Source organism: Microbulbifer sp. (assembly GCF_051659245.1).
Lineage (GTDB): Bacteria > Pseudomonadota > Gammaproteobacteria > Pseudomonadales > Cellvibrionaceae > Microbulbifer.
In genome coordinates this window covers 1-23817 of the sequence record NZ_JBOFOC010000005.1, presented here as the reverse complement: position 1 = coordinate 23817, position 23817 = coordinate 1, and the positions used below count along the sequence as shown (strand labels likewise).

Below are 23817 nucleotides of genomic sequence, written 5' to 3'. Positions count from 1 at the left end.
GGCCTTGCCCCGCTCCTACAGGTTATTCGGATGGCGGTGAAACGAGCCGTTCGAGCTCTGTTTGTAACTGTCGCTGCACCTGCTCCAGCGGCTCTCCGGCATCGATCACCGCGTAGCGCTCCGGAGCCGCTTCGGCGCGCTCCCGATAGGCGGCGCGCACTCGCAGGAAGAAGGCGAGCTGTTCGTTCTCGAAGCGGTCGGCAGCACCGATATCGGCGGCGCGGGCCAGGCCGGTCTGCGGGTCCAGATCGAGCAACAGGACTCTGTCCGGGCGCAGGTCTCCCTGCACTGTCTGCTCCAGTTGGGCGATCAGTGTGCGGTCGAGCTGGCGACCGCCGCCCTGGTAGGCGTAGGTGGCATCGGTGAAACGGTCGCAGATCACCCAGTCGCCTCGGGCCAGCGCCGGCTCGATCACCCGGGCGATATGCTGGGCGCGGGCGGCAAAGACCATCAGCAGTTCGGCTGTGGGGTCCACCGCTTCGTCGCGGTTGCACAATAGCAGCTCGCGCAGTTCTTCCGCCAGCGGCGTGCCGCCGGGTTCCCGTGTCTGTATAAAGGCGATCCCGCGATCCCGCAGCCAGCCGGTAATGAACTGGAGGTTGGTGGACTTGCCCACCCCCTCGCCACCCTCGAGGGTGATAAATTTTCCGCGCCGCAAAATCAGTTTTCCCTGTTTTCTTTCGGGGCCGGGCTGGAGCGATAGTTCGCGCGGCGCTTCAGCTGGTATTCCTGGACCGCGCGGTTGTGCTCCGCCAGGGTGGCCGAAAAGTGATGCGAACCGTCGCCCTTGCCGACAAAATACAGGCTGTCGCCCGCTTTCGGGTTCAGCGCCGCGCGAATGGCTTCGCGCCCCGGCAGGGCGATGGGTGTGGGCGGCAGCCCGTCGATGACATAGGTATTGTAAGGGGTTGACTCCCGCAGGTGGGCGCGGGTCAGGTTGCCATCAAACTCCTCGCCCAGGCCGTAAATCACCGCCGGGTCCGTCTGCAGGCGCATGCCCTTGTTCAGGCGGCGCACAAAAACACCGGCAATCTCGCTGCGCTCCGAGGGTTGGCCGGTCTCCTTCTCGATCAGGGAGGCCATGATCAGCGCTTCATAGGAGGAGCTGTAGGGGAGATTGTCGTCGCGAACCCGCCACTCCTCTTCCAGGATTCGCTGCATACGTCGGTAGGCCTGCCGCAGCAGCTCGATATCCGTAGTGCCGGAGTGGTAGATATAGGTGTCCGGAAAAATCCAGCCTTCGGGGCTTTCGCCGTCGAAGCCCAGTGCGCGGGCGGCACTGGCGGCGTCCGCACCCTCCTCCGACTTTGCGATATTGCGGCCGGCGCGTACCTGCTCCAGGGCCTGACGGAAAGTCCAGCCTTCCACCAGGGTGAGCCGGTAGCGGGTGACGTCGCCGCGGTTCAGGCGCTCCACCAGGTCCTTGGCGTTACTGCCCGCCGGCACCAGGTATTCGCCCGCATGGATTCCGGTCTTGCCCTTCCAGTAGGCATAGGCGAGCACCAGCCGCGGCCACTGGACCACGCCGCGCCGCTCCAGGTCCCGGAGGGCCCGCGACAGGTTGCCGCCGCTGCTCACTTCGAAACGCAGCCCGTCGCTCCCAACCGCAAGCGGCCGCACCAGGACGGCCTGCATTGTCCACAGGGAAGCCGCTGCGACCAGCAGCAACAGGACGGAGGCACCCAGCAGGCGGTGCCAGGGGCCCTTTTTCGCTTTAGATTGTTTCTTCTTCACCACAACTCTTCCGCAATCAACCGCTGCAGCCTCCGGGTCTCCGGGCCGGGAAGCCAACGGCGATGGCCAATCAATTCCCGTACCGGCATAACGCCCCGCAGGCTGTTGCACAGCGCCACTTCCTCAGCGGCGCACAAGATCTCGAGATCGATATCTGCTTCCCCCAAGGGAATCCGCGCACCCAGCCATTCGCGCATTACCCCGCGGACCCCACAGCGTCTCAGGTCCGGTGTGATCCAGGCGCCCTCCAGCCTTGCCAGCAGGTTGCAGCGCAGGCTTTCGATCACCCGCCCCCCAGTGTCCAACAGCAGACCATCGCAGGCCTCCCCGGGGGGCAACTCGGCTTTGGCGCGATTATATCCCGTGCGATCCAGGGATTTGCAGCCCGGGTTGGCAGTTTTACCGGCTGGCAGCCGCCCCATACAGAGGAAAAGACGGACACCCTCTTCCAGCTCCGGCGTGGGCTCCAGCGGTAACAGGCTGATATCCCAGCATCGACGGCCGCCCCGATACCCCAGGCGCAAACGCAGTTTGGCGGCCGGGACCGGGCAGTCGGCGGCGACTCGCTCCAGGCCCTGCTCGATTTCGGCGAACTCTCCCTCCCCCATCCGACTGCAGCGAAGCAGGCGGGCGCGGTGCAGGGGCCACAGGGGCAGCCGGCCGCCCTGGCAGCGCATGGTCTCGAGCAGTCCGTCGGTGTAGGCGTCGTCCGGTGGCAGGGAGACCACGGCGGCAGCCTTTTCAAAGAAGAGCGGGAGTGTGGTCATGATCCCCCCGGATAGAGATGCGCCCGCCGGAACCGGCGGGCGCTAATGTCTTGGTATTGGTCAGATCCGCTTGAAGATCAGCGATCCGTTGGTGCCGCCAAAACCAAAGGAATTGGACAACACCGCATCGATAGCCATCTCCTGGGTCTCCTGAGGCACCAGGTTGATGCCGCTGCAGGCTTCGTCCGGGGTCTCGAGATTGATGGTGGGCGGGGCCACCTGATCGCGCAGGGCGAGCACCGAGAAAACAGCTTCCACCGCTCCCGCGGCGCCCAGCAGGTGGCCGGTCATCGACTTGGTGGAACTCACTGCCAGCTTGTCCGCGGCGGCACCGAACACCGAGTGCACCGCCTGAATCTCCGCCTTATCTCCCAAGGGAGTGGAAGTGCCGTGGGCGTTGATGTACTGGATGCCGTCCGTCGCCAGGCCCGCATCCCTGAGCGCGTTCCGCATGGACAGGGCCGCGCCGGCGCCGTCTTCCGGCGGCGAGGTCATGTGGTGTGCATCACCACTCATACCGAAACCGATCAGTTCCGCGTAGATCCTCGCCCCGCGCGCCACGGCCCGCTCGTACTCTTCCAGCACCAGTACCCCGGCACCCTCGCCCAGCACGAAGCCGTCCCGATCCACATCCCAGGGGCGGCTGGCCCGCTGGGGATCGTCGTTGCGGGTGGACAGCGCGCGCGCCGCGCAGAAACCGCCCAGGCCCACCGGGGTGGTAACCATCTCGGCCCCACCGCACACCATCACATCGGCGTCGCCGTACTGAATCGTGCGCAAGCCCAGACCCACCGCGTGGGTGCCCGTGGTGCAGGCGGTGGTGGTGGAAAGATTGGGGCCTTTCATTCCGTATTTGATCGACAGGTTGCCGGAGACCATATTGATAATGGCGCCCGGGACAAAGAAGGGGGAAACGCGGCGCGGGCCCCGCTCTGCGATCAGCATGGCGTTGCGTTCGATCTCGGCGATGCCGCCCATGCCGGAACCGATACAGGCACCGATCCGCGGCGCATCGCTTTCGGTAATTTCCAGGCCGCTGTCTTCCATCGCCTGGATACCCGCGGCCATGCCAAAGCGCAGGAATACATCCATTTTGCGCGCTTCCTTTTCCGGCATGTAGAGCGCGGGATCGAAACCCTTTACCGTGGCGGCGAAGCGGGTAGAAAAATCCGAGACATCAAAAGACTCGATAGGTACCGCTCCACTGGTGCCGGCGAGAATCGCGGTCCAGCTATCTTCCAGGGTATTGGCCAGGGGGCTGATCACGCCCATTCCGGTAACGACTACTCTTCTACGCGACACTCGTGCTTCCCCCGAGATCATTTCAGGACGACCGGGATTTAAGCCGGCAGTCACTTTCGCTTAGCGCTACATAAAAGGAAAGCCGCACTATGCGACATAGAACGGCTTTCACAATACTTTCAGCATCGGGCAACAGGCGGCTACAAACCACCCAGCGGGAATTAGCCAAGGTTTTCCTTGATGTAATCGATGGCCAGCTGAACAGTTGTAATTTTTTCGGCTTCTTCGTCGGGGATCTCGGTTTCGAATTCCTCTTCCAGAGCCATTACCAACTCAACTGTGTCGAGGGAGTCAGCGCCCAGATCTTCAACAAATGAGGCTTCAGGTTTTACGTCTTCTTCCTTCACGCCCAGTTGTTCAGCAACGATCTTTTTAACGCGCTCTTCAATGCTGCTCATGATTCAATTTAACTCCTAGTGGATAAAAATCTGTTGTAGTCGTTTTCAATTTCCGCCCCGCGATATTCAAAGCGGGATAACGACCGGCTCACACAGCTTCGGTTAATGCGAGGCGGCATTGTACCCCAACTTTTTCGGGATGTAATGCGCCGCCTTTCACTCTCCAAAGCACTACTGCAAACTCTTTGTTAATCAAACAGTTACAGCAATTTTTTGAGGAAAAATATCAGGCCATATACATGCCGCCATTCACATGAATGGTCTCTCCGGTTACGTATCCACCCGCATCACTGGCTAAAAAAGCGACAACTGAAGCGATCTCTTCGGGGGTACCCAAACGTCCCAGCGGGATCCGGCCCATCAGCGCTTCGCGCTGGGCTTCCGGGAGCCCCTTGGTCATATCGGTATCGATAAATCCGGGAGCCACGGTATTCACAGTAATACCCCGAGAGCCAACTTCCGCCGCCAGCGAGCGCGCGAAACCGGCGACCCCGGCCTTGGTGGCCGCGTAGTTGCTCTGGCCGGCGTTACCCATGCTGCCCACAACGGAGCTGATATTGATAATCCGCCCCCAGCGCGCCTTGGTCATATCCCGCAGGCAGGCCTTGGTCACACGATAGACCGCGGAAAGATTGGTGTCGACCACCTCCGCCCACTCCTCGTCTTTCATGCGCATCAGCAGATTATCCTTGGTAATGCCCGCATTGTTTACCAGGATCACTGGTGCGCCGAAATTCTCTTTCACTGATTCCAGCAGTGTAGCCAGACTCTCTGCGCTGGTGACATCCAGTTCCTTGCCAACACCGGAGATGCCCTTTTCAGCAAAGCGCGCGGTGATTTTTTCCGCGCCAGAGGCACTGGTGGCGGTGCCGATCACCGTGGCGCCCATGGCGCCCAAGGTATCGGCTATGGCCGCACCGATGCCGCGGCTGGCGCCGGTGACCAGGGCCACTTTATCGTTGAGGGAAGTTGTCAGTGTCATTGTCGCTCCACTCGAATTCGAGTATTACTCCGCAGCGGCCAGCAGTGCGGTATTAAATTGGTCCGGGGTGTCGATGTTGTGGCAAGTCAGGCTGCGATCAATGCGCTTGGCCAATCCCGCCAGCACCTTGCCCGGCCCGCATTCCACCAGTTCCCGGGTACCGTCGGCCACCATGGCCTGTACACACCCGGTCCAGCGCACCGGGCTGTAGATCTGCTCCACCATCAATGCCTTGATGGCCGCAGGATCCGGCTCAGAGCGGGCATGCACATTGTGGATTACCGGGATTTCCGGCGCGTGAAATTCCGTCGATTCAATCTGCGCCGCCAGCTTCTCCGCCGCCGGGCGCATCAATTCGGTGTGGAAAGGCGCGCTTACCGGCAGCGGCATGGCGCGTTTGGCTCCGGCTTTCTTGCAGGCCTCGATGGCACGCTCCACCGCAGCACTGCTGCCGGCAATAACCACCTGGCCCGGGGAGTTGTAGTTGACCGCCGCCACCACTTCGCCCTCTGCCGCTTCGGCACAGGCAGACTCAACCGCAGTGTCATCCAGGCCGATCACTGCAGCCATGGCGCCCTCTCCCGCCGGCACGGCCTTTTGCATCAGGCGGCCGCGCTCCTGTACCAGATGCACGGCATGGGTAAAGGCCAGACTGCCGGCGCACACCAGTGCCGACCACTCGCCCAGACTGTGGCCGGCCATTCTCGCAGGATGGACTCCGCCGTGGGCGCACCAGGCCCGGTACAACGCCACACTGGCGGTGAGCAACAGCGGCTGGGTGCGCTCAGTGAGGTTGATATCCGCCTGCTCACCGTTCTGGCACAGGTCCCAGAGGTCGTAGCCGAGCACATCGGACGCCTCGGAAAAAGTGGTGTGGATCTCGGGAAACTCAGCCGCGGCATCCGCCAGCATACCTATCTGCTGGGAGCCCTGGCCGGGGAAGACAAATGCGAGCCTTGCATTGGTCATGGAACATCCTTAAACCTGGTTGGCAATGGTTGGGGGCGTTACGCCTTTACCTGCGCCATGGCGCGGCCCAGCCTGGCGGCCAGGTCGGCTTCGGCACACTCTTTGGCAGTGATCATCGCCCGGTAGAACGCCTCACTGCTGGCGCCGCCGTGACTCTTGATCACATTACCCTTCACCCCTAAAAAGCTGGCGCCATTATAGCGGGCGGGTTCCACCTGTGTGCGCCATTTTCGCAACAGCTTTATGGCTAACTGGCCAAAAAAGCGCGTGATCGGGCTCTTTCTCTCGATGGTGAAGGCCTTTTGACCCATGAGTCGAATGACACCTTCGGCGGATTTCATCGCCACATTCCCCATCAGGCCGTCGCAGACCACCACATCCACCACGCCGGTGAAAATATCGTGCCCCTCGACAAATCCAGCGTAATGGATCACTGGATCCTTCTCCAGCAACTCCGCCGCGCGGCGGATTTCTTCCGTCCCCTTGTGCGCCTCCGCACCGATATTCAGCAGCGCCACCCGGAGATCCCGCTTACCGGTGTGCACCCGTTGCGCCTCGATGCCCATGCGGGCGAATTGCAACAGATCCTCTGCGGTGCAGTCGATATTGGCGCCCAGGTCCAGCAGGAAGCAGGACCCCGCTTCCGCGGGCAGGGACTTGCCCAGCGCGGGCCGGCGCACGCCCTCGATAGTGCCCAGAATGCTGCGGCTGAGCGCAAGCAGTGCACCGGTGTTGCCGGAGGTCACCATCGCCTGTACCTCCCCGCGGGCCACCGCCTGCAGCGCCCGGGCCATGGAGGATTCGCGCTTGCGGCGCACCGCCTGTATGGGATCGCAGCTCTGCGTAACCACCTGCTCGCAAGAGGTGATATGCAGCCGCCCGTGCAACTGGGGCTGCCGCTGTTCGCCGAGGAGTGCCTGAAGCTGGATCTGCGGACCGAAGAGTTCCAGTTCCGCATGGGGGAATCGATTGAGGAATCTGACACAGGCCGGAACGACAGAGCGGGGACCTAAGTCCCCGCCCATCACATCCACGGCCAATCGCAATTGGCTGGACAAAGTTTACTCTTCTGCTTCAGCGCCGCCGACGTCGATCACTTTGCGGCCGCGGTAGAAGCCGTCTTTGGTCACGTGGTGACGGCGATGCTTCTCACCGGTAGTCGGGTCGACAGACAGGGTCGGTCCACCCAGTGCATCGTGGGAACGACGCATGCCGCGACGGGAACGGGTCTTTTTGTTTTGCTGAACAGCCATGGCTTGCTCCTAAAATAACAAATTACACCGGAACCGGGGCGCCTCATCGGCGAGCCCAACTCACCGCTTGCGCGATGAACCCTTCAACTGTTCCAGCACTTTAAAGGGGTTTTCCCGCTGCTCATCCGCCTCCCCGGCATCCTCACCATAGTGGAAGCGGTCGCGGGCGACACACTCCCTCCGATGGTAGGCCACCATGGGCAGATTGAGCAAAATCTCTTCTTCCAGTACTTCGTACAGGTCCAGCTCATCGCCTTCCTGCATCACCGGGTCCAGGTCCTTGGGCAGCGCCTTGCCCTGCTCTTCGGACCAGACCACCCCCCAGCGAAAAGTTGCCTCTATCTCTTCGGGCACCGGCTCCAGACAGCGCTGGCAGAGCAGCTGTACCCGACAGTGCAACACACCGTCCACCGCCAAATGACCCTGGAGATCCCGCGCAAAGGTCAGCTCGGCCCGGACATCCTCGTCGACGGACTCGGCCGCCGAGAGCAGCCGCTGCAGCGCTGATCGAGGCAGCGTTCCGGTCAGTCGCTGCTCGCGCTGCACCAGCTTGCGAGCATCGACAGTGCGCGGCAGCGCAGCATTAGAGGGGGGCATCGACATAAGCGCGCAATTCTATGGACTACCCCCACCCTTGTCAAAACAATTCCGCCCCCGCAAGATCGGGCGATTTACACAGGAAAACACCATGCTCCGCCCCCTGATTCTAGCTTCCGGCTCCCCCTACCGCCGGGCCCTGCTCAAACAACTGCAACTACCTTTTGAATCCGACTCGCCCCATATAGATGAAGAAGCGCTGCCGGGAGAGGCCGCCCGGGACCTGGCCCGAAGACTGGCGGCGGAGAAGGCCCGGGCATTGCGCACCGCTCACCCGCGGGCACTGATTATCGGCTCCGACCAGGTTGCCGAATGTGACGGCCGCATCCTGGGCAAGCCCGGAGGGCGCGAGAGGGCCGTGGAGCAACTGCGCCTTTGCCGCGGACGAGCGGTGCATTTCCACACCGGGCTCAGTCTGCTGGATGCCGGCAGCGGCGAGCAGCGTACGGAATTGGAAACCTTCACTGTGTACTTTCGCCGATTGACCGGAGCGCAAATAGATCGCTATGTGGAGAGAGAAAAGCCCTACGATTGTGCGGGTTCGTTTAAAGCGGAAGGCTTGGGGATAGCCCTGTTCGAAAAAATGGAAGGTTCGGACATGAATTCCCTGATCGGTCTTCCATTAATTCGATTGGTTACCATGTTCGAAGCGTTTGGCGTGGACCCGCTGGCCTGAGCCCCGGTGGGGGCTTGCCCAGGTCAAACCGCAGAATGGCCACTCAATCAGGCCCCCAGTGGCGGCCACTCCAACAGCTCCGGGAAGCGGTCGATAACCGCTCGAGGGCCGCAAGCCTGCAACCGCTCCCGGTCGTGGACTCCATAGCTGACCCCGATAGCAGCCATATCCATCGCCGCGGCCATGTTCAGGTCGTAGACCGTATCCCCCACCATCACCGCCTCCTCTACCGGGCAGCCGGTTTCCACCAGCAGCTCGCGCAACATGCGCGGGTCCGGCTTGGAAGCGGTCTCATCGGCACAGCGGCTGGCCACAAACATGGGCCCGAGCCCCAACTCCCGAAACTCGCGCTCCAGTCCCCGGCGGCTCTTGCCAGTGGCCACCGCCAATTGGTGACCCGCGCCCAGCAGGCTGTCGAAGGTGGACAGCACCCCGTCAAACAGCGGCAGCGGCTCGCTGCGCGCCGCCAGCCATTCCTCCGAGTAGCGCTCGCGCAAGCGTTGGCGCTGGTCATCGGCGACCTCGGGAAACAGGATTCCCACCGCCTCCGGCAACCCCAGACCGATAATATTACCGACTGCTCCCGCAGCCGGTACCGGCAGACCCACCCCTTCGGCGGCGCGCTGCATACAGGAGACGATGCGCGCCTCGGAGTTACAGACGGTGCCATCCCAGTCCAGGATTACCAACATAACGACTTCCTACTACTTAGAACCTGTATAACACTAAACTCGACAGCCGCGCCCGCCGCTCCGAAGCGGGCAAGCGAGGCGCGAAGAACATGATTTAGCGCATTAAATAAACGACAAGCAACTGCTTAAGGGGGGGGCATCGGGAGGAGACCGGGGCTATCGGACACAGTGCCAACAGGCCTACCTGCTTCCGCCGCGCCCGCGCAGAGCTGCCAGAACGGATTCCAGCTCCTTCGGGAGGGCCGCCTCGACGCTGACCTTTTCGCCCCCTGGAAGGGAACAACTCACCTTCGCCGAATGCAAAAACAGCCTTTTCAGGCCCAGCTCGCGAAAGGCACAATTTACCTCGTCCGGTGCGTACTTTGTATCACCGGCCAGCGGACACCCGACAAACTGGGCGTGCACCCGTATCTGGTGAGTGCGACCGGTGACCGGCTCAGCGGACACCACCGTCGCATCGCGGAAACGTTCCAGCACCTGAAACCGGGTTTCCGAATCCTTGCCTGAGGGATCGACCGACACCATCCGCTCACCGCTCTTCAGGGTATTCTTGCGCAGGGGTGCCTCCACCAGGCGCCGTCCTCGCGGCCACTTTCCCGCCGCCAGGGCCAGATAGGACTTGCCCACCCTGCCCGCGCGCAATTCCGCCTGCACGTGCAACAGAACAGAGCGTTTGCGCGCGACCATGATCGCGCCACTGGTATCCCGGTCCAGCCGGTGCACCAGCTCCATAAACGGGCTCCGGGGAAACATCTGTCGCAATACCTCGATCAGCCCCAGCCGCACACCGCTGCCGCCGTGCACTGCCAGCCCCGCCGGCTTGTCAATCACCAGCAGCCCGCCGGCATCGTACAGTATGGATTGCTCCACCAGCCGGCGCAGTTGGTCGCCGGCAACCGGCGCGGGTGCCTGGTCGGCAGTACGCACCGGGGGAACTCTCACCACATCCCCCGCCTGCAGCCTGTATTCCGCCTTCACCCTTCCTTTATTCACCCGCACCTCGCCCTTGCGCAGGATGCGATAAATGCGTGAGCGCGGTACGCCCTTTAGGCGCCCCTGCAGGAAATTGTCAATCCGCTGGCCTGCCAGTTCTCCTGGCACAGTCAGAAACCGCACGCCACCAGAGGCCTGGGTTGAATTGGGTGGTAGAGCCGGAGAGGCCGGGACGGAGGGATGATCGCTTCGCATGGGCGCATAATAGCTGCCGCGCCTGAATATTGCACCGCCCCGCTTCTCTCGATCCGGCGCGCTCCCCCTGTGGCGGCCACAATTGAAGCATCCTTCAGCCTGTGTTATATTCGGCCGGCCTGAATTGGGGCTGGTTTTCGACGATGTGCGGCATCCTGTTAAGAGGGGCCACAGGCATCGTAACAGGAGAAAATACCGCCAATCGGCCGGTGCGCGCCTCTTTTGATATAGATGGGCCGCGTCATTGAAAAAACTTCGCCGGTGAGGCCACCCCTGTAATTGTGACCAGGGGCGCCTCGCCGGCCACAACGCCCCGCATTAGTGCGGGTAACTATCGCGAAGGTAAGACGGGCTGAAGCCCGCAGCGCTTGGAAGGACGACTCAAACACTTACGTCCGCTCTGTCGAAATAGCCAGCGACCGAACTGGCAGCCCGGGCAGCGATGCCGGCCCGGCGGCAAAACATGAAGCGAAAGGCTGGCCAAAAAGCCGGTCACAACAGAGCCGAACGAAAAGACGTAAACCTCGCCACCCGCGATCCCTGATCGGAGGGCGGCGCCCGGTACACGGATGCGACAAACCGCATTATCGGTACTGGGTAGTACTATTGACGGGTACTAAAGGTACCAACGAATGCGGCGCCAACTGCAATGCATTCGGAGTTACAGCAGTGTGACAACCGGAGCCCGCACCGCCAGTCCTTGGCGGCGCCGCCCCGGTCGCCCCCTGCCCCGCCCTGCGGCTTTGACGCCGCGCGGCGACCGTACAAAGCCTGCGAACTTCAGTGTCCCCTTTGCGCAACGCAAGGATACAAGACACGCATGAAGAGAATGCTAATCAACGCGACTCAGCCGGAAGAGATTCGCGTCGCCCTGGTCGACGGCCAGTGGCTCTACGACCTGGACATCGAAAATCGCACCCGCGAGCAGAAAAAAGCCAACATCTACAAGGGTAAAATTACCCGTGTGGAACCCTCCCTCGAAGCCGCGTTTGTCGACTACGGCGAAGAGCGCCACGGCTTCCTGCCGCTGAAAGAAATCTCCCGCGAGTACTTCACCAAACAGCCCAAGGACATAGACGGTCGCATCAAAATCAAGGATGTGGTCAAGGAGGGCATGGAAGTCATCGTGCAGATAGACAAGGAAGAGCGCGGCAACAAAGGCGCGGCGCTGACCACCTTTATCAGCCTCGCCGGCCGCTACCTGGTATTGATGCCGAACAACCCCCGCGCCGGCGGCATCTCCCGCCGCATCGAGGGTGACCAGCGCTCCGAACTTCGCGATGCCCTCTCCAACGTGGAGGTCCCCCCCGGCATGGGCATGATCGTGCGCACCGCCGGCGTCGGCCGCAGCGGCGAGGAGCTGCAGTGGGACCTCAACTACCTGCTGCAACTCTGGGACGCCATCGAGAAGGAAGCGAACAGCTCAAAAGCACCCCACTTCCTGTTCCGCGAGAGCAACGTGATCATCCGCGCGATTCGCGACTATATGCGCGACGATATCGGCGAAGTGATCGTAGATGAAAAAGGCGCCTACCAACTGGCTGCGGAGTTCGCCCGCCAGGTGATGCCCGCCTACGTCAACAAGGTGAAGTACTACGAGGACGCCATCCCGCTGTTCAACCGCTACCAGATCGAAGGCCAGATCGAGACCGCCTTCGAGCGGGAAGTGAAACTGCCTTCCGGCGGCTCCATCGTGATCGATGTCACCGAGGCCCTGGTCTCCATCGACATCAACTCCTCCCGTGCCACCAAGGGCGGCGACATCGAGGAGACGGCGCGCAACATCAACCTGGAAGCCGCGGACGAGATCGCCCGCCAGCTGCGCCTGCGGGATATGGGCGGCCTGGTGGTGATCGACTTTATCGACATGCAGAGCAAATCCAACCAGCGCGAAGTGGAAAAGCGCATGGAGAAAGCTCTCAGCATGGACCGCGCTCGGGTGCAGATCGGCCGCATCTCCCGCTTCGGCCTGCTGGAGATGTCCCGCCAGCGCCTGCGCCCATCCCTGGGTGAAACCACCTTCCGGGTCTGCCCCCGCTGCAGTGGCCAGGGCACCATCCGCGGCACCAAATCCCTGGCACTGTCCATCCTTCGCCTGGTGGAAGAGGAGGCCAAGAAAGAGCGTAGCGCGGAAATCCGCGCCATCACCCCGGTGAACGTAGCCACCTACCTGCTCAATGAGAAGCGCAAGGCCATCTCCCAGATCGAGTCGCGCAACAAAACCCGCGTGGTGATCGTACCCAACGCGGATATGGAAACGCCGCACTTCGAAGTACAGCGCCTCCGCGACGACGAAACCGGCACCATCGAGACGTCTTACAAAATCTCCGGCACCGTCGAAGACACCAGCGGCCAGGAAGAAGAACCGGTGCGTGTGCCGGCCCAACCCGCCGTGCAGCAGATCGCACACACCGCCCCGGCCCCCACGCCGGTGGCCAAACCGGTTCCCGGACTGTTCAGCCGGCTGATCAATGCTATTTCCGAGCTGTTCAGCGGCGATGAGGACAAGACCAAAAAGCACCAGAAGTCCAAAGGTCGCGGCAAGAGCTACCAGAAGCAACAGCCGCGCGGTCGCAGCCAGCGCGGCAATCGCGGTCGGGGCGGCCGTCGCGGGGAAGGGCCCCGCGAGGAGAAACGCGAGGAGAAACGCGAGGATCGCCGCGAAGCCAAGCGCGACGATAGCCGCAAGGGCAGGCGCGAGGAAGGTCGCGGGGAAAGCCGCGAGACCACGGCCGAGCGCCCCCGCGGTGAGGGCCAGCGCCGCCGTCGTCGCCGCGGGGGTGGCGGTGAAGACAGGCGCCCCCGCGAAGCCCAGCCCGCGGTAGAGGCCGAAGCAGCTACCCAGGCCCCAGCGGAGGAACCCAAGGAGGAAACCAAGAAGGAAGCCGAGCAGCGCCCGGCGCGCCGTCCCAGCAATGTTCGCGGACGCCCGCAGGCCCGCCGTCGCGGCCGACGCGGCGACAACGTCGCCGCCGCGGCCGTCGCCCAGAACCAGGAAGAACTGGAGCAGGAGGTAAGCGAGGCCATCGACGAAGCGGAGAGTGAAGCGAAAAAATCCGCGAGCAAAACCGCTGAAAGCAGAGAGGCTCCCGCCCAGCCCGTCGCTCCGACTGCAGAGAAACGTGAAAAGGTAGAGAAACGCGAAAAGGTAAAAGCCGAGACTCCGGCCGAAAAGGAACCTGCCCGGGAAACCGCCGCGGAAAGCACCGCACCGACGGTCGAAGAGCAGCCAGCCCCGGTTGAAGCGCCACAAGCTGAAACTGCGGCGACCGCTGCTCCGGAGAAACAGGCCGAGCCCCAGCCGCAGGAGGTTGCTGCAGCGGAAACTGTAGAAGAGGCCCCGGCCATCGAGCCGCAGGCAGCAGACACAGAGACCCCCGCACCTACTGCAGCGGAGACAACCACAGTTCCTGCCAAGAGGGAAGCCCCGACCGAAGAGGAACCGCCGGCCGCGGCGGGGGAAACCCCAACTGTCCCGCAAGCAGAAGCCGTAGAGGAAACACCGCGCGGTCGCGCCAGCAACGATCCGCGGGAAAATCCCCAGCCGCTGCAGCAACTGGCGATCATCACCGAGCACCGCGACCAGGGACTCCTGCAGCCGCTGGATACCTCCCGGCCCGCGGCCATCGAACACAACCCGCGCCCCCTGCCCCGCCCGGCCAACGACCCCCGCGTCGCCCGCCAGGAGACTCAGGCAAACGACAGCGGTAGTGACGAGTCGGCCGAGGCCAGCTAACGCGAGCGAGGACTGGCTGATTACAAAGCGACAGGGATTGCCGGTTTGGACTGTGCCTCAGGCACAGCCCGAAGGGCCAGCGCCAGGGATGGCGCTGATCACAAAGCGGCAGGGATCGCCGGTTTGGACTGTGCCGCAGGCACAGCCCGAAGGGGCAGCGTTGGGGATGGCGCTGATCAATAAACAGCTAACCCATTGAACTTACTAAAAAAACATCCGAACCCTTGTACCGGCCAAACGGGCCGGTATAATGCGCCGGACAATTCGGTGGGGTGGCTGAGTGGTCGAAAGCGGCGGTCTTGAAAACCGTTGACTGTAACAGGTCCCAGGGTTCGAATCCCTGCCCCACCGCCATATAAAGAACTCAAAATCAAAGAGTCATGAAGAATCAGGGCGCGGTCGATCAGCATCGATTGCGCCCTTTTCGTTGAAGTGTCAACAAAGTGTTAACGGGACATAAGCCAGGACGGCAAATGCAGAGCGTAAAGCGATCCTCCCCTATCATTCTCTCCACCCCCGTAATGACCAGGGTGCGGTTTGCTGAGACATCAGGCCTACGCGAGGGGCAAATTCGCGGTCAAATGGAACAAGGAAACCTTCCCGCTTTCCATGTGGGGCGCCTGTCCTTAGTCAATTTGGCTCTCTTGGCCTACCCCGGTATCCATATTTCCATTTACCCAGTGATGACCAAGGCGGCCTTTGCAGAGGCTTCAGGCCTACAGAAACAACAAGTGGAGTCCCAGTTGGATCAAAAAAATTTGCCATATACGCGTATTGGCAGACTGGTGTTAGTTGATGTGGCAACACTGACCAGGCAATGCTTGGCTTGAGCGCCGCCACTCCATTGCCCGAGTCAATCCCTGCCCTATTTCAATATCCATCAAAAATTCCGCGTCACCCCAACCACCACCTTCCCATCCGCCAGCTCCGGGTCCGCCAGAAACGGATCGATTCCATTGGTATCGTGCCAGCTCAATTCGAAGGAAAAATCGCCACAAGTCCTGGACAGGGCCAGGCTGTAATAGGTGTAGTCGAGTTCGTCGGCGCTGGAGCCGAAAGTCTGCCGCCCCACCACCCCGGAAAGAGTGATATTCAGAGGGAATTCGTAGCTCAAGGTCAGGTCGTAGGCAAAGGAGGAAACGCCGTTGAGAAAGTCCTTGCCAAAATAGTTATCGGCGTACCAGAAGCTCGGTTTGGCGGAAAATTTGTCCACCTTGTAGGTGAGCACCAGGTAGGACTCCTGGTAGTCCAGATCGGATTCGGAGCCCGGGTAGTTGTAGGACCAGAAACCGATATCGTAGCTGAAAGGCGTCTCCCCCACATCGCCGGCAAAACCGATATAAGGATCCAGTTCCATGCTGTTGCCAGGGCCGCCGAAATCCGTATTGGAGGCCCAAATGCCCGCGTATAAGCCGACGTCATGGGACCAGTTCAGGTCGCCGCGGACCTGGGGGCGGTCGTTGGAGTTGGATATCCCCCGGAACATGTAGTTGCTGGATAGCAACAGGCTGCCGCTGACGCTGCCGTACCTGTCGGAGGTATCAGAGGCGTCCTCTTCTTCCGCGCTCTGCACCGCTCCGCTGAACAATATGGCCACAGCTGCCGGAGCAAGAACACGGGGATCAAAATGTATCACTATCCACTCCCTTGGTACTTGGCTGACCGGCAACACTTCCGATTCCTCGCCAGTGCTGATCGCAACCTTTTTCCATGCCACACTTTCATATAGCCGCTCAGCGCCATTTTGCAAGACGGTTATACCTCTTCGGTAGACTTGCAGGTCCCGCCCAGAACCCGCTTCATTTGACTAGTCTATAAGTTGGCAAACGCTAAAAGTTGCGGTCTTCGAGCTATTATCGGGCGGGAACATGACGGCAAAGCATTCCCTCGTGTGGATCATCCTGATCAGTATCCTGGTCGTAGCCGCCGTGTTGGCCCTGCTTTTCTACTTCGACCTGGACGAGCGGATTGTAGCCGTACTACAGTGGCTGGAGAGTCGCGGCTGGCAGGCGAGCCTGCTGTTTATCCTGATCATGGCCGCAGCGATTGTGGTGCTCCTGCCCGGGGTCATTTTCACCATGGGCGCCGGCTTTGTATTCGGCGTCGTGAAGGGTACCCTGCTGGTTGTCGCCGGCACGGCATTGGGGGCGACCCTGGCTTTCCTGATCGCGCGCTACCTGTTCGGCCCGCGGCCGTCGCGCTGGCTGATGTCACATATCAAGCCTCCCGACCTCGGCGAGATAATCAGGGATGAGGGGTGGCGTATGGTGATGCTGACCCGGCTGGTGCCTCTCTTTCCGTTCAAGCTCTCCAATTATTTTTTTGGCCTGACGCCGTTGCGCCTGCGGGATTTCGCACTCGGCAACCTGATCGGCGTCATTCCCTACAGCCTGAACAATGTCTACCTGGGTTCCATCGCCTCGGACCTCGCTACCATAGGGAGCGCACCCACTGAACGCACTCCACTGCAGTGGTTTTTCTACATCATGGGGTTCGTGCTGGCGGTGATCGCGGTGATCGGGTTGACCCGCATGGCCCGCCGTGCGCTGGCGAGGAAAATCGACCGAGAGGATCTCTGATGCCCTGGATGAAATGGCTGCCCTGGCGTTTTTTCGTGCGCAAATTTGCAACGGCCCATGGCTTCCTCGATCCCATGTCAGTGATGGCGAGAATGCAGCGCTTTGCCGAACCCTCGGAGGTGAGCGAGCCCGTCGAACTGTTGCGTGCGGGAATGGTTTTTCACGCCCGCGCACTGATCAACAGCAAGGTGATCCAGCACAATCTGGACTGGGTCTGGCCCTACTGGATCGAACGCCAGTTCAATCCCCGCGACGAGTCCTTTATACCGCGCGCCTTCTCTATCACCCATTGCAACCTGAGCCACCGCAACTGGACTGCGGTGGGAATTCCCGACTGCGAGGAAATACCGATCGTGGATCCTCGCGGCCTGCTCACTCCCCATTACGACGGCTGGTCCATCGACGCCTGGGTGATCGGCGATGAGGGGGAACAATTGATTCCATCGCAACTGAAGAGTTGCGACCAACGCCTGGAAATGGACGAAAATACCTCTGTGGTTACCGAAAGTACCCTCGGTGAACTCTATCTGCACAACCGCGCAAAAGTGGAACTGGACAGCGACGACAGCCATTGCCTGCTGGAACTGCAGGCGCGGAGTGCCGGCGGCGGCTGGCTGGTGGTTACCCTGCGCCCCTGCAACCCGGAGGGAGTGAGTTTCGTGCACAAAGTGCGCCTCGACGACGACCGGCGCCACTGGCTGATCGAGGAAAAAACCGCAGTGGAATTCGACCGCCCGGTGGACCGCCACCTGGCCTCCGATTACCGCCACGGCGATATTTTCCTGCGCCTGGCGGAGCAGGCCGTCCAGGTACACGGCGAATGCGATGTCGGCATGGCCACCGCCGCCGCGCTGTTTCGCATCGAGCCCGGCAAGCCGTTGCACGCCAAGGCAAGGGTCCCTCTGCACAGCGGCCGGCGCAAAAGCAGGTTGCCGGCAAGCTGGCAGGACAACCTGCAAAACCACTGCGCCATGACGGTGCCGGACGAGAAGCTGCAGTTTCTCTACGATGCCGCCATCCGCACCCTGGTGCTGCACTCCCCGAAAGACGTGTACCCGGGGCCCTACACTTACAAGAGATTCTGGTTTCGCGACGCCGCGTTCATGATCCAGTCGCTGCTGCACGCCGGTCTGGTTGAACGGGCCGAGCGGGCACTGGACCAGTTCCCGCACCGGCAGAAACACGACGGATTCTTCCATTCCCAGGATGGCGAATGGGATTCCAACGGCGAGGCACTGTGGATCTTCGACCTCTTCTGCCAGTTCACCAACCGCACCCTGAAGTCCGATTGGCGCGAGGCGGTATTGCGCGGGGCGCGCTGGATAGACGCCAAACGACTGCCCCGCGACGGCAGCCGCTGCGGCGGCCTGCTGCCGGCGGGCTTCAGCGCGGAACACCTAGGCCCCAACGACTGTTACTACTGGGACGACTTCTGGGGAGTCGCCGGCCTGAGCGCCGCCGCGGCGATCTGCCGACGGGAAGGACTGGAGAGTGACGGCAAAACCTTCGTCGCCCAGGCCGAAGATCTCCAGAGAACCATCGACGAAAGTCTCGCCGACGCCGCCGGGCGCCTGGGCAGGCCCGCCATGCCCGCCTCCCCCAACCGGCGCCTGGACGCCGGTGCCATCGGCTCCATCGCCGCCGGCTATCCGCTGCAGCTGTATCCACCGGATGACGCCCGATTGATGGATCTTGCGGAGTTTTTGATGGACAAGTGCTTTGTCAGTGGCGGCTTCTTTCAGGATATGATTCACTCCGGCATCAACGCCTACCTCACCCTGCATATCGCCCAAGTGCTGCTGCGCGCCGGGGACGCCCGCTGTGTAAAATTGATGCGCAATGTGGCCAGGCTGGCGTCCCCCACCGGGCAATGGCCGGAGGCCATCCACCCGCACTCCCTGGGCGGCTGCATGGGCGATGGCCAGCACGCCTGGGCAGCGGCGGAGTGGATAACCATGCAACGCAACTGTTTTGTACGCGAAGAAGGGGAGGCCCTGATCCTCGCCTCCGGCCTGCCCGAAGAGTGGCTGGCGGAGCCGTCTGCCGGCTCCATTCGCTTCGGCCCCGCACCGACCCGCTTCGGCACCCTCTCACTGGAAATAGCTCCCGGCAGCAAACCCAGGGTAACCTGGAGCGCAAAATGGCACCGGGCGACTCCCCCGATTCAAGTGCGCGCCCTCGGTTACGTCCCGGTGACAGCTGCGCCCGGCGCCAGCAGTGTGGAGCTGTCGCGCCAATGAATATCGTGATGCTCACCAATACCTACCTTCCCCATGTAGGCGGCGTGGCCCGATCGGTCGCGGCGTTCAGCGAGGAATATCGCAAACGCGACCACCGGGTCTTGATCGTCGCACCGGAGTTTCCGCATACCGGCGGCGAGACAGACGAAGACGAGGGGGACGTGGTGCGCATTTCCGCGATCCAGAACTTCAATGGCAGCGACTTCTCCGTAGCCCTGCCCTTTTCCGGACACCTGAGCGAAAGGCTCAACGAATTCCGCCCGGATATCGTGCACTCCCACCACCCGTTTCTGTTGGGCATGACCGCACTGCGCATCGCCCGCTCGCGGCAGCTGCCGCTGGTTTTCACCCACCACACGCTCTACGAGCGCTATACCCACTACGTGCCGGCGGACTCCCAGGCACTGAAGCGCTTCGTCATCGAGCTGGCCACCCGCTACGCCAATCTCGCCAGCCTGGTATTCGCACCCAGCCTGAGCATTGCCAAACTGCTCCACGAGCGCGGAGTGAAAACCTCCATCGCGGAAGTGCCCACCGGCGTGCAGCTGGAGAACTTCCGCGGCGGCGATGGGCGCCGGGCGCGGGCCCGGTTCGGCATACCGGAATCGGCCCTGCTGCTCGGACACCTGGGGCGTCTGGCGCCGGAAAAAAACCTGGAATTCCTCGCCGGCGCAGTGGCGGAATTTATGCAGAAAAATACCTGTGCGCACTTTTTAATCGTGGGCTCCGGCCCTGTCACTGAGCAGCTCACCGGGCAGTTTGCCGCCCGCGGACTGGCCGGCCGCCTGCATATGCCGGGAACGCTGCAGGGAGAGGCGCAGCGGGACGCCTACGCGGCCATGGATGCCTTTGTATTCGCCTCCACCAGTGAGACCCAGGGCATGGTGCTCACCGAGGCCATGGCCGCCGGCGTACCGGTGATCGCGCTGGATGCCAACGGTACCCGCGAAGTGGTGCGCGATGGGGAAAACGGCCGCCTGCTGCCGCGGCAGCACGGCGGTGACTTTGTCGACGCCCTGCAGTGGCTGCAGGACCTGCCCCTGCCGGAGCGCCGGAAGCTGCACGAGCGGGCACTGCGCACCGCGGAGGACTTCTCCATGGAAAGCTGCGCCGAGCGCGCCCTGCAGCTGTACCGGCCGCTGCTCGAACATCCCTGGTCGCTGGACGACTCCCTGTACGCCCAGTGGATGCGCCTGCGCAATCTGATCGGCGCCCAATGGGAAATCATCGAAGGCGTTACCGGTGCCGCGGGCGCCGCCTTCACCCACACCCAAACACCATCCGGGCGGCAATGATCGGACGTATAGAGACCACACTGCGCCGCTGGCGCCGCCGTTTCAGCCGCAGCGAATGGATGGCCCGGCTGCTGGGCCTGCCCACCAGCAAATCGCCGTCCAGCGCCCCCGGGCTGATCCTGATCCAGATCGACGGCCTGGCCCATCCGCAACTGGAAAAAGCACTGACCAAAGGCCGAATGCCGTTTCTGAAACGGCTGATGGACAGGGAACACTACCACCTCGAACACCTTTATCCCGGTATACCCACCACCACCCCGGCGGTACAGGCGGAGCTGTTTTACGGCGTGCGGCAGGCAGTTCCCGCCTTCAGTTTCATGGCGCGCGACTCCCAGCAACTGGTGCGCATGTACGACCCGGAAGTGGCCGCGCGGGTAGAGGAGAAAATTACCGCCAGGTACCGCAACCCATTGCTGAGAGGCGGCAGCTGCTACCTCAGCCTGTTTCGCGCAGGCGCCGAACACGGCGAGGCTCACTTCTGCCCGGCGGACCGCGGCTGGGGCCCGGCACTGCGCGAGGCGGGCCCACTGAAAATGCTACTGATGCTGATCACCAACGCCTGGAGCCTGGTGCGCACCGGCGCGCTGGTGGTCGTGGAAGGGGCGCTGGCGCTGGTGGACTGCGTGCGCGGCGTTATCCAGGGCCAGGACCTGATGCGGGAACTGATGTTCGTGCCCACGCGCGTCGCGGTTACCATCCTGATGCGGGAACTATGCACCATCGGGGTCAAGATCGACATCGCCCGCGGCCTGCCGGTGATCTACGTGAATCTGCTGGGATACGACGAGCAGTCCCACCGCCGCGGCCCCAACTCGGGCTTCGCCCACTGGACCCTCAAGGGCATAGACGACGCCATCGCGCGTATCTGGCGCGCCGCACACCGCTCCGACAGGCGCAACTACGACGTGTGGATCTTCTCCGACCACGGCCAGGAACAGGCGCAGCCCTATGAGGAGCGGCACGGGCGCACCCTGGGGGATGCCCTCACCGAAGCGCTGGCGGACCTACCCACAGAGCCCCGCGGCTACCACAGCAACGGCCGGCGCGGCATGCAACTGGAGCGGGCGCGGCTGTTCGGCAGCGAGTGGATACAGAAAATGATCCCGGAGGACAGCCCGCAATATCGGGGCGACGAACCGCGCCTGGCCCTGGCCGCCCTGGGCCCGGTGGCCATGCTCTACAACCTGGAACTCGACAGTACTCCGCGGGAACAGGTGGCGCGGCGGATCGTTGAGAAGGCGGAAGTACCGCTGGTGCTCTACCGCACGGACCCTTCAGACCCCGCCTCACCGGTCCACGGTTGGTGGTATAAGGGGCCGGTGCGCCTGCCGGAGGATGGCCCGCAACTATTGGGCAGCGGCCACCCTTTCCCGATGGAGACCATCGAGGATATGGCCCAGCTCTGCCGCCATACGGACGCCGGGGACTTCATGATGTTCGGCTGGTGTGCGGGTCGCGAACCCATGACCTTCGCCATGGAGAACGGCAGCCACGGCGGCATAGGCCCCAACGAGACCCACGCTTTCGCGCTGATGCCCGCGGATATTCCGTCGCCGGACCCGGAGCGCGGTTACTGGCGTCCGGAGGAACTGCGCTCCGCCGCCAGACTCTTTTTGCGCGGTGCCAGGCCGGCACCGGCGGCACCCCGCACCGCCCCGGTCAAAACCCTGCGGGTAATGACCTACAACGTGCACAGCTGCCGCGGTGTAGACGGCAAGCTGTCCCCCCAACGCATCGCGCGGATCATCGCCCGTTACCACCCGGATGTGGTGGCACTGCAGGAGCTGGACGTAAAGCGGCAGAGGAGCGGCGGCCTGGACCAGGCGGAGCGGATCGCCCGCCTGCTGGCGATGGACTATCACTTCCATCCGGCGCTCCATATGGAGGAGGAGCGCTACGGCGATGCCATTCTCTCCCGTCTGCCGATGCGCCTGGTCAAGAAAGACATACTGCCTGGCCCCCCCGCAGGCGGCACGGTCTCCCGCTTCAACCCCGCCGCGCGGGAGCCGCGGGGCGCAGTGTGGGTGGAAGTGGAATACAACGGCAAGCCGGTGCAGGTGCTCAACACCCACCTGGGCCTGTCCAAGGCCGAGCGGCTGCGCCAGGTGGAGGCCCTGCTCGGCCCCGAATGGCTGGCACACCCGGAGTGCCGGGGGCCCAGGCTGCTGCTCGGGGATTTCAACGCCCTGCCCGGCTCCATCGAGTGCAAGCGCCTGGGAAGCCAGTTGCACGACGCCCAGATCAAGGCGCCCGAACACATCCCCCTGGGTACCTTCTTCAGCCGCATGCCCAAGGTGCGCATCGACCATATCTTTGTGGAGCCCGGCCTTGAGGTGAACCGGATACTGGTGCCGCGGACCGAACTCACCCGGCAGGCCTCCGACCATCTGCCGTTGATTGCGGACCTGGTGGTGGGTGGGGAGGATTGAGTGGTTCGCCCCGGCGGCGCATTGTCGCCGTTCCCGCGCAGGAACCGAACCCGATCCGGTGCCGGAACCCAGGTTGGACTGGATACCGGCGTGCGCCGGTATGACCAGAGCTTGATTTGAAACAGAGTATCTATGGCCCCGCGGTCCCCGATTCGAGAAAACGAACTCCGGTTCCCCTTGAAGGTCCAACTAGCCGCCTATATGATTCCTTCACATCATTGGATTAATAGCAGGAGTTGCTAATGCAGCCGCAAGTTTACACACAATCCCGGGCATTGGACCGCGCGGAAACGTCCAAGGTACTGCGCAATACCTATGCCCTCCTGGCCATGACAGTATTGTTCAGCGCCTTCACCGCCGGCATCGCCATGGCGATCGGTATGGGGCGTGGCATGGGGCTGATCTGTTCCATCGCCGCCATCGTGCTGGTCTGGTTCGTCCTGCCGCGCACCGCCAACTCCGCCGCCGGTGTCGGCGTGGTGTTCGCATTTACCGGCCTGCTGGGCGCCTCTCTGGGGCCAATACTGCAGTATTATCTGGGTCTCGCCGGTGGCGGGCAGATCGTCATGCAGGCCCTGGGCACCACCGCACTGATTTTCTTCGCGCTGTCCGCCTACGTGCTGACTACCCGCAAGGATTTCAGTTTTATGGGCGGTTTCCTGTTCGTGGGCCTCATTGCGGTACTGGTCTGCGCCCTGGGCATGATGATCGCCAGCATGTTCGGCGTATATATGCCGCTGGCCAGCGTGGTGCTGAGCGGTGTGATCGCGCTGCTGTTCTCCGGCTTTATCCTCTACGACACCAGCCGGATCATCAACGGCGGCGAGACCAACTACCTGATGGCCACCACTGCCCTGTACCTGGATATCCTGAACCTGTTCACCGCCCTGCTGCATCTCTTCGGCTTTGCCTCCGACGATTGATGCTGAGGCAATCACTCTGTAGGAGCGGGCCATGCCCGCGATCGATATCTGATCGCG

General features: G+C 62.4%; 20 protein-coding genes and 1 tRNA gene. 8 read left to right on the top strand and 13 right to left on the bottom strand.

Annotated elements, in window-relative coordinates; all coding sequences use genetic code 11:
- Positions 1-22: 22 nt before the first annotated feature.
- The 10 genes from tmk to ACRC0P_RS00240 form a co-directional block, all read right to left on the bottom strand.
- Positions 23-658, bottom strand: a complete 636-nt coding sequence (gene tmk / locus ACRC0P_RS00285; protein WP_438627359.1) for a dTMP kinase — start codon at positions 656-658, stop codon at positions 23-25.
- Between the two features lie 2 nt (positions 659-660).
- Positions 661-1734 (bottom strand): endolytic transglycosylase MltG, encoded by a 1074-nt coding sequence (gene mltG / locus ACRC0P_RS00280; protein ID WP_438627357.1) that lies wholly within the window; start codon positions 1732-1734, stop codon positions 661-663.
- Positions 1731-2501, bottom strand: coding sequence for an aminotransferase class IV (locus ACRC0P_RS00275; RefSeq protein ID WP_438627355.1), 771 nt, complete (start codon positions 2499-2501; stop codon positions 1731-1733). Before ACRC0P_RS00275 ends, mltG begins: the two co-directional genes overlap by 4 nt.
- 60 nt (positions 2502-2561) lie before the next feature.
- A complete protein-coding gene (gene fabF / locus ACRC0P_RS00270; RefSeq protein WP_438627353.1) occupies positions 2562-3803 on the bottom strand; it encodes a beta-ketoacyl-ACP synthase II in 1242 nt (413 codons plus the stop codon).
- A 161-nt stretch (positions 3804-3964) separates the two neighbouring features.
- The gene (gene acpP / locus ACRC0P_RS00265; protein WP_067080870.1) at positions 3965-4201 is read right to left on the bottom strand and encodes an acyl carrier protein; all 237 of its coding nucleotides are present in this window, start codon (positions 4199-4201) and stop codon (positions 3965-3967) included.
- A gap of 226 nt (positions 4202-4427) precedes the next feature.
- The gene (gene fabG / locus ACRC0P_RS00260; protein WP_438627351.1) at positions 4428-5183 is read right to left on the bottom strand and encodes a 3-oxoacyl-ACP reductase FabG; all 756 of its coding nucleotides are present in this window, start codon (positions 5181-5183) and stop codon (positions 4428-4430) included.
- 24 nt (positions 5184-5207) lie between these two features.
- Positions 5208-6152 carry an ACP S-malonyltransferase gene (gene fabD / locus ACRC0P_RS00255; RefSeq protein ID WP_438627349.1) on the bottom strand — a complete coding sequence of 315 codons (945 nt, stop codon included), beginning with the start codon at positions 6150-6152 and terminating at the stop codon, positions 5208-5210.
- A gap of 38 nt (positions 6153-6190) precedes the next feature.
- Positions 6191-7210, bottom strand: coding sequence for a phosphate acyltransferase PlsX (gene plsX, locus ACRC0P_RS00250; protein WP_438627347.1), 1020 nt, complete (start codon positions 7208-7210; stop codon positions 6191-6193).
- Positions 7211-7213: 3 nt separating this feature from the next.
- Positions 7214-7405 carry a 50S ribosomal protein L32 gene (rpmF, locus tag ACRC0P_RS00245; protein ID WP_438627345.1) on the bottom strand — a complete coding sequence of 64 codons (192 nt, stop codon included), beginning with the start codon at positions 7403-7405 and terminating at the stop codon, positions 7214-7216.
- 60 nt (positions 7406-7465) lie between these two features.
- Positions 7466-8008: a YceD family protein gene (locus tag ACRC0P_RS00240; protein WP_438627343.1), complete on the bottom strand. Its 543-nt coding sequence runs from the start codon at positions 8006-8008 to the stop codon at positions 7466-7468.
- Between the two features lie 85 nt (positions 8009-8093).
- Between ACRC0P_RS00240 and ACRC0P_RS00235 the strand changes: the two genes are divergently transcribed.
- Positions 8094-8678, top strand: a complete 585-nt coding sequence (locus ACRC0P_RS00235; protein ID WP_438627341.1) for a Maf family protein — start codon at positions 8094-8096, stop codon at positions 8676-8678.
- Positions 8679-8725: 47 nt separating this feature from the next.
- On the opposite strand, the gene ACRC0P_RS00230 is transcribed toward ACRC0P_RS00235, so the two are convergent.
- Together ACRC0P_RS00230 and ACRC0P_RS00225 are read right to left on the bottom strand one after the other, a co-directional pair.
- Positions 8726-9370, bottom strand: coding sequence for an HAD-IA family hydrolase (locus tag ACRC0P_RS00230; protein ID WP_438627339.1), 645 nt, complete (start codon positions 9368-9370; stop codon positions 8726-8728).
- A gap of 180 nt (positions 9371-9550) precedes the next feature.
- Positions 9551-10477 carry an RluA family pseudouridine synthase gene (locus tag ACRC0P_RS00225; protein ID WP_438627361.1) on the bottom strand — a complete coding sequence of 309 codons (927 nt, stop codon included), beginning with the start codon at positions 10475-10477 and terminating at the stop codon, positions 9551-9553.
- Between the two features lie 901 nt (positions 10478-11378).
- Here ACRC0P_RS00225 and rne point away from each other — a divergent pair.
- Together rne and ACRC0P_RS00215 are read left to right on the top strand one after the other, a co-directional pair.
- A complete protein-coding gene (rne, locus tag ACRC0P_RS00220) occupies positions 11379-14294 on the top strand; it encodes a ribonuclease E (RefSeq protein WP_438627337.1) in 2916 nt (971 codons plus the stop codon).
- Between the two features lie 266 nt (positions 14295-14560).
- Positions 14561-14648, top strand: a tRNA-Ser gene (locus tag ACRC0P_RS00215).
- 526 nt (positions 14649-15174) lie between these two features.
- Here ACRC0P_RS00215 and ACRC0P_RS00210 read toward each other — a convergent pair.
- Positions 15175-15930 (bottom strand): TorF family putative porin, encoded by a 756-nt coding sequence (locus ACRC0P_RS00210; protein WP_438627335.1) that lies wholly within the window; start codon positions 15928-15930, stop codon positions 15175-15177.
- A gap of 232 nt (positions 15931-16162) precedes the next feature.
- Here ACRC0P_RS00210 and ACRC0P_RS00205 point away from each other — a divergent pair, with 232 nt between their 5' ends.
- The 5 genes from ACRC0P_RS00205 to ACRC0P_RS00185 all read left to right on the top strand — a co-directional run bounded on the left by ACRC0P_RS00205 (position 16163) and on the right by ACRC0P_RS00185 (position 23760).
- Positions 16163-16873, top strand: a complete 711-nt coding sequence (locus ACRC0P_RS00205; protein ID WP_438627333.1) for a TVP38/TMEM64 family protein — start codon at positions 16163-16165, stop codon at positions 16871-16873.
- Positions 16873-19113 (top strand): hypothetical protein, encoded by a 2241-nt coding sequence (locus tag ACRC0P_RS00200; protein ID WP_438627331.1) that lies wholly within the window; start codon positions 16873-16875, stop codon positions 19111-19113. The genes ACRC0P_RS00205 and ACRC0P_RS00200 overlap by 1 nt, the downstream gene beginning before the upstream one ends.
- Positions 19110-20408, top strand: a complete 1299-nt coding sequence (locus tag ACRC0P_RS00195) for a glycosyltransferase (protein ID WP_438627329.1) — start codon at positions 19110-19112, stop codon at positions 20406-20408. The genes ACRC0P_RS00200 and ACRC0P_RS00195 overlap by 4 nt, the downstream gene beginning before the upstream one ends.
- On the top strand, positions 20405-22837 hold the full coding sequence (locus tag ACRC0P_RS00190) for an endonuclease/exonuclease/phosphatase family protein (protein WP_438627327.1): 2433 nt from the start codon (positions 20405-20407) through the stop codon (positions 22835-22837). The genes ACRC0P_RS00195 and ACRC0P_RS00190 overlap by 4 nt, the downstream gene beginning before the upstream one ends.
- A 242-nt stretch (positions 22838-23079) precedes the next feature.
- Positions 23080-23760, top strand: coding sequence for a Bax inhibitor-1/YccA family protein (locus tag ACRC0P_RS00185; RefSeq protein ID WP_438627325.1), 681 nt, complete (start codon positions 23080-23082; stop codon positions 23758-23760).
- Positions 23761-23817 lie beyond the last annotated feature (57 nt).